Source organism: Thioclava sp. DLFJ4-1, from assembly GCF_002020145.1.
Classification (GTDB): Bacteria; Pseudomonadota; Alphaproteobacteria; order Rhodobacterales; family Rhodobacteraceae; genus Thioclava; species Thioclava sediminum.
On the sequence record NZ_MPZT01000005.1, the window covers coordinates 102,658 to 115,977 of the forward strand.

13 protein-coding genes are annotated in these 13,320 nt (G+C 63.0%); 2 read left to right on the forward strand and 11 right to left on the reverse strand.

Annotation, left to right across the window (positions count from 1 at the left end; translation table 11 throughout):
• Positions 1-23: 23 nt before the first annotated feature.
• Positions 24-674, reverse strand: coding sequence for a hypothetical protein (locus tag BMI85_RS15730; protein WP_143593978.1), 651 nt, complete (start codon positions 672-674; stop codon positions 24-26).
• A 93-nt stretch (positions 675-767) separates the two neighbouring features.
• Between BMI85_RS15730 and BMI85_RS15735 the strand changes: the two genes are divergently transcribed.
• Positions 768-1,004 (forward strand): helix-turn-helix transcriptional regulator, encoded by a 237-nt coding sequence (locus tag BMI85_RS15735; RefSeq protein WP_078572529.1) that lies wholly within the window; start codon positions 768-770, stop codon positions 1,002-1,004.
• Between the two features lie 13 nt (positions 1,005-1,017).
• Here the strand turns inward: BMI85_RS15735 and BMI85_RS15740 are convergent, their stop codons facing one another.
• From BMI85_RS15740 to BMI85_RS15780, 9 genes are all read right to left on the reverse strand, one after another.
• Entirely contained in the window at positions 1,018-2,286 is a 1,269-nt protein-coding gene (locus tag BMI85_RS15740; protein ID WP_078601943.1) for a DUF6538 domain-containing protein, read from the reverse strand.
• Between the two features lie 197 nt (positions 2,287-2,483).
• On the reverse strand, positions 2,484-3,479 hold the full coding sequence (locus BMI85_RS15745; RefSeq protein ID WP_078601944.1) for an XdhC family protein: 996 nt from the start codon (positions 3,477-3,479) through the stop codon (positions 2,484-2,486).
• Between the two features lie 151 nt (positions 3,480-3,630).
• A complete protein-coding gene (locus BMI85_RS15750; protein WP_078572507.1) occupies positions 3,631-4,953 on the reverse strand; it encodes a TRAP transporter large permease in 1,323 nt (440 codons plus the stop codon).
• Between the two features lies 1 nt (position 4,954).
• Positions 4,955-5,500 carry a TRAP transporter small permease gene (locus BMI85_RS15755; protein ID WP_168174801.1) on the reverse strand — a complete coding sequence of 182 codons (546 nt, stop codon included), beginning with the start codon at positions 5,498-5,500 and terminating at the stop codon, positions 4,955-4,957.
• A gap of 40 nt (positions 5,501-5,540) precedes the next feature.
• Positions 5,541-6,614 carry a C4-dicarboxylate TRAP transporter substrate-binding protein gene (locus BMI85_RS15760; RefSeq protein ID WP_078601945.1) on the reverse strand — a complete coding sequence of 358 codons (1,074 nt, stop codon included), beginning with the start codon at positions 6,612-6,614 and terminating at the stop codon, positions 5,541-5,543.
• Between the two features lie 80 nt (positions 6,615-6,694).
• Positions 6,695-7,156 carry a carbon monoxide dehydrogenase subunit G gene (locus tag BMI85_RS15765; protein ID WP_078601946.1) on the reverse strand — a complete coding sequence of 154 codons (462 nt, stop codon included), beginning with the start codon at positions 7,154-7,156 and terminating at the stop codon, positions 6,695-6,697.
• Entirely contained in the window at positions 7,153-9,519 is a 2,367-nt protein-coding gene (locus BMI85_RS15770) for a xanthine dehydrogenase family protein molybdopterin-binding subunit (protein WP_078601947.1), read from the reverse strand. The genes BMI85_RS15765 and BMI85_RS15770 overlap by 4 nt, the downstream gene beginning before the upstream one ends.
• Positions 9,516-10,004, reverse strand: a complete 489-nt coding sequence (locus BMI85_RS15775) for a (2Fe-2S)-binding protein (protein WP_078601948.1) — start codon at positions 10,002-10,004, stop codon at positions 9,516-9,518. Before BMI85_RS15775 ends, BMI85_RS15770 begins: the two co-directional genes overlap by 4 nt.
• Complete coding sequence (locus BMI85_RS15780) at positions 10,001-10,861, reverse strand: xanthine dehydrogenase family protein subunit M (RefSeq protein WP_078601949.1); 861 nt, start codon at positions 10,859-10,861, stop codon at positions 10,001-10,003. The genes BMI85_RS15775 and BMI85_RS15780 overlap by 4 nt, the downstream gene beginning before the upstream one ends.
• 153 nt (positions 10,862-11,014) lie before the next feature.
• Between BMI85_RS15780 and BMI85_RS15785 the strand changes: the two genes are divergently transcribed.
• A complete protein-coding gene (locus tag BMI85_RS15785) occupies positions 11,015-11,668 on the forward strand; it encodes a TetR/AcrR family transcriptional regulator (protein ID WP_210402184.1) in 654 nt (217 codons plus the stop codon).
• Positions 11,669-12,053: 385 nt separating this feature from the next.
• Here the strand turns inward: BMI85_RS15785 and BMI85_RS15790 are convergent, their stop codons facing one another.
• Positions 12,054-13,274: a M20 family metallo-hydrolase gene (locus BMI85_RS15790; RefSeq protein ID WP_078601950.1), complete on the reverse strand. Its 1,221-nt coding sequence runs from the start codon at positions 13,272-13,274 to the stop codon at positions 12,054-12,056.
• Positions 13,275-13,320: the final 46 nt, after the last annotated feature.

Here is a 13,320-nt window from a genome sequence, read left to right on the forward strand (position 1 = left end):
TACTGCCCTCCTCGCGAGAACACTTACGGGAGTTCGGACGAGTCGAAGGATACGATAGCAGCCCCAACTCGATCGGCACTATCCGCCCCGGACCAATACGCGCGAGCTTCCATCCAATCCGCCTCAGAAACCGGGTCACTGAAACCAGGATCCGAAAGTTGACGAAGCCCGTAGTCCAGATGGATCAGGCGGCCTAAGACGTTCATATCGTCGAAATCGATCGCGACCTCCAGCACATCTCGGCCCACCACGATACCAGAACCGGTGTCGACAACGAGATAGCGCCGAATAGCCTTCAGCAGGGACTCCGCCGGATCGAGATCCGGCTCAGGCCCCTCCGCTCTCCCGAAGAGCCAGCGATGGGCATAGCTGCAAGCCTCATCCGTCAGCAGGACATACTGCAACTCTTCTTCCTTGAACGGGCCTCGCCGCGCGATCATCGACCGCGTCTCGAGGAAACCGCGCCCTTTGAGTTTGAGCGCGCCTTCGTAGCTCGTCGCACCATTCTCCAACAGCTCGAGGAGCGGACGTAGCAAGGGGTCCGCCAGCATGTTCTTAATACGGCGATAGACAAACCCATCCCCGAGTGATCCGGCAAGACTGCGATCACGATGAGTATACATTTCTCGATCGGAAATGAGCAGAAAACTGGGGTCGATTTCAGTTGCGTCCATCGAGGTGGTCCCTTTGCAAAGATGTATCAGCGAGCGCACGAATGTCTCTTATAACCGGTAGAGCTAAAACCAACATTGCGCGATTGCAAGGGGGTGAAACGGACGCCGAAAAGCCCTCTGCGCGACACGCTCGCAAGCAACCTCAGATCACTGCGCGCAGAGCGTGGATGGTCGCAGGAACGTCTAGCGCTCGAATCTGGCCTCAACAGAACCTATTTGAGCGCCGTGGAGCGTAGCGAGCAGAATATCTCCATCGACAACGTCTGGCGCCTCGCACAGGCGCTCGATATCGACCCGGCGTCCCTGATAAAGGTGAAACTGCGGAGCTGACCGCTCTTCCGGCTTAGAATGCGATCGGCTCGAGAAGCCCTGCGATCACCGCAAGTCGCCCGCCCTCCCCGTAGCGCTCACGCCCCAGCGCATGCCCCATCACGTCGCGCCGGATCCGCTCATCGATCTCAGCTGCAAGCATCCGATCCTCAAACGCATGTCGCAGGCTGTAGAGAGAATGCCTATCGCTCTCGAGGAGACCAGCATCCCGCAGATAGGTGTTCACCGTGGCGCTAAGCGTGGCAGAGCTCTCGCGATAACGCGAAAACCCATTCGGGAACGCTCGCATAGCCTCGAGCGACACCCCGTGAAGCGGCATCACCCGCTCCGCATTCTGCGTCTTCAGAACCCGTCCGATCGGCTGCAACAGCAAATGCGGAATCGGATCATCGAGCCGGATCTCCTCAGGCCGTAGCGCTGCGATCTCACTCGGTCGGAGCCCAGTATTCACCATCACCAGCAAGATCGCCCGCGCCTGCGGCTCCAACTCATCGAGCACACCGGGGGCCAGCAAGCGGCCCCGGGTCCATTCGTCCGAGAAGGAAGGTCGCCGCGCCGCTTTCCCCTGCCGGAAGCCAAGATCTTCGAGCGGCAGCTCGAGCCCAAGCCGCTTGTCGCGGTTCACGCGCCTCAAGACCGCACTGAGATGCGTCATATCCTTGTTCGCGGAATTCGCCGTGAGCCCTTCGCACGCCATTCGCTCTGCCCACCAATCGCGAAAATCGAGGAAATCATCGCGCGTCAGATCATCAAGCGGCTTGTCACCGACAACCGCGATGAAATTCTGCACCGCTTTGATATGCGGGTAACGCCACCGCCGAACCTGATCCGCACTCTTGCCTAGGGTCTTGTCTCGCGCGAGCCCCCAGAACAGCTCGAGCGCCCGCGACACGGTGATCAACGGCAGCTCTGCCCCACCTAGGAGCGAATCCGCCCCAAGCGGATCGCGCATCTCGTCACTGGCAACCAGGTCGATACGCGCGAGTAGCTCTTGCACAGGCAGACGCGCCACTTTGCGCGCATCGAGAAACCGGTAGCCTCGCGCCTTAGCAAATCGCTTGGCCGCAGCGAACCGCGCCTCCGCGTCCTCCGTGTCGCCATCGAGCATCGCCTCCCAGGCCTCGACCTGCTCGGCCCAGAGCACCGGGGCCTTCTCTCGCGCCAATGTCTCAGACCCCGTCCGAAGGCTGATCACCACTTCGCGGCGCGGATCGACCGAGGCATATTCCTTGGGAACCCGCCGACGCAGATGCCAAATTTCGCCGCGCTTGGTGATATTCATCGCACACCTCCGGGAAAGAGCCTTGTGTATCACCATGTGTAGCAAGAAAGCCTTCCCTGGGGAATCAAATTCAACATAAATAACTGATTTATTTATGATTAGTTACGAGTCCTACTTGAAAATCGAGATAGATATGTCGGAGAGGAATTCCGCCAAAAAGCCCCGAGAAGGGAACATGAGATCACGCCGCGCCTACGTCAGACGCGCCGGGCGTGATCGATCACCTGAGCAAGCACACCAGCGGCCATTTCCTGCGCGGACCGGGCATGTGCGACATATCCGAAGGGTTCGACAAGCCGCGCAATTCCCGCGTCCTCCACCCCGGCGGCACTCAAGGCCGCTTCGCGCAATTGACGCGCCCGAAGGCTTCCCTGCGCCCCGATATAGAAAGCGCGAGTCTCCAAGGCATGCGTCAAAAGTGCGGTTTCGCGCTCATGGTCGTGGAAGAAAAGCGTGACGGCCGTGCGATAATCGACATGGGCCGTATCGGGCCAGGTCTTGCCGGAAAACGCGCATGCGCCTGCAATGCCATCGCGCGTCTCCTCGGCTCCGGCATATAGCGTGACCGGCAATCCCGCAGCCTGCGCAAGCGCGGAAAAGCCCCGAGGCTCGGGACCGTCGCCAAAGACCAGAACCCGCACTTTGGGGCGCAAGGTCATCGTCAGACCGCCGCGCGTCGCGCCGTTTTCGATCTGGCCATCCGGCAGCACCGTCAGCGTCGCATTTTCACGCGCGACCAGACGGCGATGCACCACGTCCAGAACCTCACGATCCGGGGCTGGCAGCAAGGTTACTTCCAGCCCTCCCCCACAAGGCAGTTGAATATCCATGAAAGGCGACCCGCGCCCGTAACGCAGCACCGTCGGAGCGCCGGTTTTCAACGCCTCCACCGCGTGAAGCGCGACATCCTCGTCGATACATCCCGACGACAAATTGCCGAACCGCCGCCCGGCACCATCGACTGCCATGCCAGAGCCGAGCGGGCGATATGACGGCCCCTCGACATGGCTGATGAAACACAGACACATTGGCCCCGGCCCCAAGAACCGAGCCAAGGGCCATTCGGTCTCGCATAGAACTGTCGTTGACTGATCCATGCCATTTACCCTCTTAGAAAGATGTCCGTTTCTCTGCATATCTCGAACTCGGATCGGCGTCCCAAAGTCGCCCCGCCTCCTTGCGACGAAGCTCATCCAATCCCGTTGCGTGCGGCCAACGCGACTCGCCGCGACGTCTTCGGACGGTTTCGCTTCGCAGGTTCAAATCTCGCGCTCTCTCCCGGACCTACGCGCCGCGCTTTGACCCGAGAGAGAGGAGTAGATCGATCACAGCGCCTGGGATCTCTTAACCGATAATCAGCACTGGAAAGGAGGCCACGAGGATCAGCACACCCAGCATCACGCCGACATAGGGCAGCGCACCGGCAAAGATGGATTCCAGGGAGACGCTCCGGTCTCCAAGCGTCGAATGCACCGTGAAGATCGAAATCCCGAAGGGCGGTGTGAGCAACCCGACCTCGACCGCAATCACCGTGATGATGCCGAACTGGATCAAGTCGTAACCAAGGTGCTGCGCGATCGGAGCTGCGATAGGAACCACGATCAGCAGGATCGAACTGCTATCCAGGATCATACCGAGAAGCAGCACCAGCAGCACATAGACGATCAGGAACCCGACCGGGCCAAAGCCGCTGCCGCTCACAAAGGCGCCGATAGCGGCCGGGATACCTGCGACGGCAAGCATCTGGCTGTAGAAGCCAGCGGCCACCAGCAGCGCGAGGATGCCGACCGAGATGGTGCCGGTCTGGCTCAGCACCGCCCAGCAACCGCGCAGGTTCAGGCTACGCCGGAAGATCGCAATGATCAGCGCCGCGAAGGCTCCGACGCCCCCGGCTTCCGTCGGGGTGAAGAACCCGGAATAGAGCCCGCCGAGAACGAAGGTCACCAGCACGATGATCGGGACGATCTTGCGCAGGAGCTCGCCCGTCGACAGGTCATCATAGGCCTGCGCCTCGGGGTCGGTCTCTTGGGCCTTGGGAGAGGCAAAGACGATGCCGGGCGCGAATTTCGCGGCCAACAGGATCCACAGCACGAAGCCCGTCGCCAGCAGCGCGCCAGGCACCAGCCCCGCAATGAACATCCGGCCGATGGATTGCTCGGCCAACACACCGTAGATGATCAGAAGCAGGCTCGGTGGGATGAGCATGCCGAGAACCGAACTGCCCGCGACGGTGCCCGCGGAAAACGAGGGCGAATAGCCGTGGCGCGTCATCTCAGGCACGGCGACCTTGGTGAAAACCGCTGCCGAGGCGATGGAAACGCCGGTCACGGCGGCAAAGACAGTGTTGGCGGCCACGGTGGCGATGCCGAGGCCGCCAAGCAGGCGGCGCAGCAGCGCCTCGGCGACGTCGAACGTATCCTTGCCCACATTCGAGATGCTGACGAGGTGCCCCATCAGAACAAAGAGCGGGATCGTCGCGAAGAGATAGTTGGCAACCCCATTGTAGGCGGCGATGGACATGAGCCGCATGGAAAGGTCGAAATTGCCGCGAATGATCCAGACCCCGGCAAAGGCCACGACCAGAAGCGCCACGGCGATGCGCATCCCCAAGAGCACGAGCGCGAAGAGCACGCCAATGAGGATCAGTCCTATGGTGATGCTGCTCATGTCAGAAGTGCTCCTCAGTCGGGCGGTTCAGCAGGGTCTCGACGGCCGAAAAGATGCAGGCGAGACTGGTGACAGAGGCCCCCAGCACCACCAACAGGTGGAAAGGGAAGGTCGGCAGCGTCCAGACGCCGCGCACCCCGAAAAACTCCGAGCTGACCCAGGCGTCATGCGTATCGGGCCAGGCGGCCAGCGCCACCAGTCCGAAGATGCCCCCCCCGGCAAGCGCAAACAGGCTGTCCAGTAGCCGCACCGACCGGGGCGAAAAACGCTGGAGCCCACGCATCAGGAAATCCGACCGGATCAGGGTGCCGTTCAGCGCGGCAGCCGGCAGCAGCAGGAAGACGATGGCCACGACCGAGCGGGCCGCGATCTCGGCGACGCCGATGATCGGCGCGGCCAGAAAATTGCGACCGACCACGTCGGCGACGATCAGCAACATGATGGCAAAAATCCACAGCACGCCCACCGCCGCCATCGCGTTCAGGGCAAGCTGTAGCCCGCGCCGAAGCGCGGGCAGGCTTGTAGCCAGGAGACTGGCGCGTTGCATAGAGGCTCCCTCAGTTGCGCGCGGGATCGAAGCCATGGCTTCAGATCCCGGCGGTCCAGTCACGGGCAGGTTTGATGCCACGAGCTTCCAGTTCGCCAAAATACGCTTTGGCCACCGTTGCCGCCGCCGCGCCATTGGCCTCAAGCCAAGGCTTCGCGACGTCGGGGAGCGTCTCGGCCCAGCGTTCGCGCTCTGCAGGGGCCATTTCGGTGATCTGCAGCCCGGCGCCCTTCATCTCGGTGATCGCCTCGGTCGTGCGTTTCGTGATGTAGTCGCCATGCGCGCGCGAGGTGATACGTCCCGCTTCTTTCAGCGCGGCCTGCACGGGCTCGGGCAGCCGGTCGTAGAAGCCCTTGTTCACCGCGATCCCGCCGAAATACATCGAGCCGAAGCCGACCCGCGTCAGATGCGGCGCAACCTCGTAGACTCGAGTGGGCTGGATGCCGCTGGCGAAGGAGAGCGTGCCCTCGGAAACGCCGGTCTGGATGTCGGTGTAATAGGTGGTCAGCGCGCCATCCACCGGCGTGCAGCCGGTCTCCGCCAGCCAGTTGGCCGAGGTGCCCGGCGCGTTGAGGCGGCGGTTCCGGATGTCATCGACCGAGGTGATGGGGAATTTGGCGTAGACGTCGTAGCTGTCGGTCACCAGCGAGGACAGATGCACCATGTTCTGGTCGGTCCACCCTGCGCGCAGCTCCGGCAGCTCGTCGGTCAGCTTGTCGAAGATGTCGATGGTGACGTTATGATCGACATTCGCGAAGGGGGTGAAATAGGTCACGTTCTGCAGCGGCATCGCCGAGCCTTCCCAGACCGTCCCCACCATGCCGACATCGACGATGCCGTCGCGCACCGCCGTGCGGGTGTCCTTGAACTTGTAGAGCGTGCCGCCGTAGTTCTCGTTCCAGCTCACGGAATACTCGCCGCCCGCATCCGCCAGCAGCTTTTCGAGCGCCGGTTGCAGTGCGTTCTGCATGGCGTAGACCCAGATATTGTTGGTCGGGTGGCTCGACCCGATCTGAATCGAGATGTTCTGAGCCGCGATGCTGCGGGTGTTCAGAAAGGGCAGCGCCAAGGCTGCCGAGGACATGGCCACAAAGGCCCTGCGTGTGGTTGTCATTAGTATCCTCCTCCCAAGGATGGTTCTTGTTATACGCGCTTTTTTTCGTGTCTGGCCTGACCTCGCTGCGCGCCAGCGGATCAGGTCGGCCCAGCCTCCTCCGGTTGGGCCAACGCATCGGAAAAATTGGTAAAAAAGGCGTCGGTCAGCTTCTGCGCCGTGGCGCCGATCAGCCGGTTGCCGAGAGAGGCGAGCTTCCCGCCCACCGCGATATCGGCGTCATAGCAAAGCCACGTGCCGTCCGCCTCGGGCGCCAGCGTCACCTGCGCCGCCCCCTTGGCGAACCCCGCGACCCCACCCGAGCCTTTGCCGGACAACGTGCAGGATTGGCCGGGCACGATATCGCTCAGCGTGACCGCGCCCTTGAAGCGGGCCGAAACCGGGCCGATCTTGAGCTTCACCACAGCAGTGAATTCGGTTTCGCTTAGCTGTTCGAGGCTTTCGCAGCCGGGAATGGCTTCGGCCAGCACGTCACGGTCGAAGAGTGCCGCCCAGACGGTCTGGGGGTCGGCGCTCAGGAGCTGCTCTCCTTCAAGCTTCATGGATCGGTCCTTTGCTTTCGGGCCGCGTCGAGCGCATCAAGGATGCGCAGCGGCGTCATGGGTGTCTGGGTGAGCCGTGCGCCAAAGGGGCGCAGCGCGTCATTCACCGCGTTCATCGCGGCGGCGCCGGCAGCGGCGGTTCCCGCTTCGCCCACGCCCTTGGCGCCAAGGATCGTGTCCTCGGTGGGCGTCTCGATATGGGCGATTTCGATATCGGGCATCTCGCAGGCCATGGGCACGAGATAATCGGCGAGCGACCCGTTGGTGAGCTGGCCGTCGGCGTCGTACTGGCATTCCTCGAAGAAGGCGGGGCCAAGCCCCTGCACGACGCCGCCGCGGATCTGTTCGTCGACCAGAAGCGGGTTGATGATGCGACCGCAATCCTCGACGACCCAATGTTTCAGGATCCGCACGATGCCGGTCTCCACATCGACCTCGACCAGACTGCCCTGAATGCCGTTGGTGAAATCGAACGGGTAGCCGGAGGGCGCGAAATGATGCGCGACGGTCAGCGAATGATCGACCCCGTCGGGCAGCGTGTCGGGCCGGTAGGTGGCGACGCGGCCAATCTCTTCGAGCGTGATGCGCGCCTCGCCCGTGGCGACATCGACAACCGCGCCATCTTCGAGCCGCAGTGTCGCCGGATCGGCCTGCAGTAGCGCGCCCGCCAAAGTCAAAATCCGCTCGCGCAACTTGCGTCCGGCGCGCAGCGCCGTCTCGCCGCCGATGCCGGCGCCCCGGCAAGCCCAGGTGGCGCCGCCGCTTGGCGTGGTCGCGGTGTCGCCCGTGGTGACGCTCACCCGTTCGGGTGAAACACCCAGCTGATCGGCGACCACCTGCGCGATGATCGTCTCGGTGCCCTGCCCTTGCTCGGTGACCGAGATGGCACAATGGATGTCGCCAGAGGGCGTCATCCGCACCACTGCACCGTCCTGCGCGGAGATCCGCGCCCCGCCGACGCCGTAGAAGGCCGCGCCGGGATTGGTGATCTCGACAAAGGAGGCGATGCCGAACCCGCGATAGATGCCCTGTTCGCGCAGCCGAGCCTGATCGGCACGTAGCGCGTCGGGATCCATCATCTCGCGCAGCTTGGCCAGACTGGCCTGATGCGAGAGATTCTCGAACTGATAGCCGGTGGCCGACACATGCGGATAGGCATCGTCGGCAATCAGGTTGCGGGCACGGATCTCGAACGGATCGAGGCCCGTGACCTCCGCCGCCCGTTCAACCAGCGCCTCGGTCACCGCACAGGCGATGGGATGCCCCACCGCGCGATACTGGCTTGTCTGCACCTTGTTCTGAAAGGCGACCTGCAGCCGGCCGCGATAATCAGGCATGTTGTAGGGAGCGCCCATGAGGCGGATCACCTGATTGCCCTCGGCAGCGCTGGTGCGCGGATAGGCCGAAACCGCGCCGACCGGCGCCAGATCATCGACGTCCATCGCGAGGATCTTGCCCTCCGCGTCCAGCGCCATGCGGCCTTTCACGATATGATCGCGAGCGTGGATGTCGGAAAGAAAGCTCTCCAGCCGGTCGGCCACGTAGCGCACCGGGCGCTCGAGGATCATGCTCGCCGCGACGGCGCCCATCTCTTCGTTATAGACATGCAGCTTCATGCCGAACGAGCCGCCCACATCAGGCGCGATGACGCGGACCTTGCCCTCGGGCAGACCGAAGTGGCGCGCATAGACGTCCTGGAACTGATAGGGTGTCTGCGTCCCGTGATGCACGGTGAGCGCGCCACTCGACGGGTCGAAATCGGCGATCACCGCGCGCGGCTCGAGCGTGACGGCGGTGTGGCGGCCGAAGGTGAAACTGGCCTCGACCACGTGCGCGGCATCGGCAAAGGCCTCGTCCACCGCTGGCGTCTCCAACAGCGCCTCGTAACAAAGATTGTCCCGCGCGCCACTGTTCGCCAAGGGCGCGCCGTCCTGCAGAGCCGCAGCGCCATCGGTCACCGGCTCGGAATCCTCGATATCCACCATCACCAAGTCGGCGGCATCCTCGGCCTCGGACCGGCTCTTGGCGATGATCATCGCCACTGGCTGGCCGGTCCACAGCACTTCCTCCTCGGCGAGGATGTTCATTGGCGGGCTCTGCATGCCTGCGAAATGATCGAGCGTGCCGACCCACGGCTTGCAACGCGCGTTCAGCTCGGCGGCTGTCAGGAGCCGCACAACGCCGGGGGATTGTTCGGCTTCGCGCGTGTCGATCTCGACCAGCCGACCCTTTGCCATCGGGCTACGGACGAAGACCGCGTGCAGCATGCGCGGCAGAGCGAGATCGCTGACAAAGCGACCCCGACCTGCGAGGTGGCGACGCGCATTCTCGCGGCGCTGCGACTGGCCGATATGCAGGGTCATTTCGCCGCCTCCGTCCGGGCTGCGCGGTCGCGGGCTGTGGTGTCGATAGCGTCCACGATGGCCTCGTAGCCTGTGCAGCGGCAGTAATTACCCGACAGCGCGTCGCGGATTTCGTCTCGCGTCGGCACCGGGTTCGCCTCCAGCAACGCCTGCGCGCTCATCAGCATTCCATTCGTGCAAAAACCGCATTGCAGCGCGTTGCGGTCGTGGAAATGCGCCTGAAGATCGGCCGCAGCACCGGTCTCATTCAGCCCCTCGATCGTCTCGACCGTGCTACCTTCCGCCTGCACCGCCAGCACGAGGCAGGCATGCACCGGAACGCCGTCCATAAGCACGAGACAGGCCCCGCAGGCGCCCATTTCGCAGCCCAGATGCGTGCCCGTCAGGCCCAGATCCTCGCGCAAGAAATCAGCGAGACTGGTGCGGGGGAGAACGGCTTCCTGAACCTGTTCGCCATTCACGGTCGTGCTCAACAAAACCTTCATTGAACAGCCTCCATCCGGGTCAACACCCGCCCGAGAAGGACGCGCGCGAGTTGCAGGCGACGCTCTGCCGGAAAACCGGGATCGTCGGGTGGGTCGAGATCGGTGGCCAAGGCGGCCTGAGCGCGGGCAATGGAGTCCGAAGAAAGCGGGGCGCCTTCCAGCGCGTCTTGCGCCGCGGTGGCGCGCGTCGGGGCGACACCCACTGAAAACAGCGTCACCGACGCATCGGAAACCACGCCATCGGACACATCGGCCTGTGCGGCAACGCCCACCATGGCGTAATCGCCCCGGCGACGCGCGATCTCGTCGAAGCCGAACAGCCGTCCTTCGGGAGGGAGCGGCACGTGAATGGCGGTCAGCACTTCGCCGGGGATGAGGGCTGTTTCGTAAAGGTCGAGAAAGAAATCGTCGGCGGCGATCATGCGCTGGCCTTCGGGCCCCATGACCTCAAGCTCCGCCCGCATGGCCAGCACAGCAGCCGGGAATTCAGATGCCGGATCGGCAAGCGCCAGATTGCCGCCTATCGTGCCACGATTGCGAATTGCAGGGTGCGCGACATGGGGGGCAGCGCGGGAAAGCAGCGGCGCATGGCGCGCGATCAACGGATTGGCCAGCACCTCCGCATGACGGGTCATCGCACCGATGCGCAGCGTTTGGTCCTGCAGCTCGACACCATGCAGTTCGGCAATTTGCGAGATGTCGATCAGCCGCGACGGCGCCTGCAGACGCAGCGCCATCGAGGGCACGACACTGTGCCCGCCCGACAGGTAGACGGCGTCGCCTCCCGCGTCGGAATGCAGCGCCCATGCCTCAGCAAGACTGCGCGCACGCAGGTATTCGAACGATGGTAATTTCACTTATCCTCCTCCGGCCCGCAGCTCTCCCCAGCTACAAAGTGACCATTTGGTAACTTCTATAATGCAGGACAATTGGGACCGGTCAAGAAAAAATGACCAGTTGGTTACAACAATGGTTTGCATTAGGCTCGGGATAAGAGAAGAGAGACAGGCATGACCTCGGAGAAAAAGACCGAAAATCAACGGCCGCGCCGCAAGAACATGCGCGGGGAAGAACGCGAAAAACTGATCGTCAGCGAGGCGGTCCGGTTCTTCGCCGAATCGGGATTTGAGGGCCAGACACGCGAATTGGCCAAGCGTATGGGCGTGTCCCACGCGGTCATCTACCGGCACTTCGAAAGCAAAGACGCACTGATCGAACGCGTCTACGAGCATGTTTTTCTAGAGCGCTGGAACCCGGACTGGGACACGCTCGTGCTCGAAGGCGACCGTTCTCTTCAAGATCGCCTTACGCAGTTCTACATCGAATACTCTGAACGGGTGTTTGACTATGACTGGGTTCGAATCTTCGTATCATCCGGTCTGAAGTCCTACGGCCTGACCGAACGCTACCTCGATATCATTCGAACGAAGATCATCGAGCCGGCTGCGATAGAATTGCGTGCTTCCCGGCACAACCCGCAAGACCGCGACGCGCCAGACACTGATGAGGTCGAGCTCCTCTGGGGGTTACACGGGGCGGTGTTCTATATCGCTATTCGGAAATACGTCTACAACATGCCCGTGGAAATCGATGTCGAGGCAACTGTGCGCGCTACTGTAAAAAACTTCTTCGAGGGCGCTCTTAACGACGGCTCATCGCACTGAAACGCCCCGGCGCTGCGCCTCACTAATTTGAGGCCTAACACTCCTACGAATTTCGTAGTTCATGCATGGCTATCACTACATCGTATCAGACCCCGCAATGCCGGCGGCATTCCTTGTCGTATAGCCCCTGCGAATTGCGAGCGCGGAGTAAACACGCCAATGCACCAACAATCCGCCCGCTACTACACTATCAATCAAGTCACCGAAATCTGCCGCGTTATCCACGCCACAATCGATCGCAGACACCGAGATCGAGCCGACTTTCCGCGAAGACTTCTACTGGGCAACAATTGCGCGCCGTTCAGCGTGACAGACATCGCGGCTTGGCTCGAACGCTTCGAGGCTCAGGCCTGTGTGGGGTGACAAGTCGAAGGCCCTACGAGCCTCAGGCGTTGGAACAAAAACCAGATAGGAAAGCAGCCAGTGCGTCGACCGCCGCCCCCATATCCCCGGCACTCGCATATTCGGCCGGGTTGTGGCTGATCCCGCCTTTGCAGCGCACAAACAGCATTGCGATCGGGCAGAGATCGGCCATCGCGGAGGCGTCATGCGTCGCCCCCGACGGCAGCTCGGGCGCGGGCGCTCCGGTCGCGGTGCGAACGGCTGCGGCGAGCCCCTCTCGCAGCCCTGCATCGCAGGCTTGGGCGGGTTGGGCATAGGTCTTCTCAATCTCGATCTGCGTCGCCGTGGCCTCGGCGATCTGCGCACAAAGCGGGCTGAGCGCCGCGCCCATCGCGGTGCGGGCCGGGTCTTCGGCGGCGCGGATCTCGATGGTCAGATCGATCCGCGCGGGGATCGCGTTGACCACGTTGGGCGAGACATCGAGCTGCCCGACCGTCGCCCGGATACCGTGATCGCGCGCCATGTCATGCACCCCGCGCACCAGGTCCGAGGCTGCCAGCAGCGCGTCATGGCGCATCTCCATCGGCACGGTGCCCGCATGGCCCGCCTCGCCGGTGATCGTGACCTGGTGCCGCTCTATCCCGGAAATCGCGGTGACGACGCCGAGCGGCTTGTCCGCGGCCTCAAGCACCGGGCCTTGCTCGATATGCAGCTCCAGATAGCCTGCGATCGTGGCAGGGTCGCGCGCCAACGCCGCCGTGCCTTCTGGATCGCCGCCAAAGGCCTCGAGCGCGGCACCGAGGCTTACGCCCGCCTTGTCCACCATCGCGAAAACGCCTTGGTCGAGCGTGCCCGCCAACGCGCGCGGCCCGATCAGCGCGGTCGGGAAGCGCACGCCCTCCTCATCGGCGAATGCCAGCACCTCCACGGCAAACGGCAGCGTGCGGTCGCCAAGCGCTTCGAGTGCAAGGCATCCCAGCGCCACCCCCATGATCCCGTCGAACGCACCGCCATGACGCACGCTGTCCTGATGCGAGCCGATCAGGAGCGTGGGCGCGCCCGCAGGCCCCGCGCGCCGCCCTATCAGCGTGCCCGCCGCATCGCGCGTAACCGTGCAGTCCGCCTGGTCCATCCATCCGGTGATGATCTCCAGTGCAGCCTCGTGCTCGGGACCGAACGGCAGCCGGGTCACGCCGGGACCGGGCTCGGAGGCTTTCGCGATCGTCTTCAGCCGCTCTTGCGCAACTGCACTCCAGTCCTGCATGGCATCACCTCTATTTATCATGATAAATAGCTGTCTACTCTTTTGA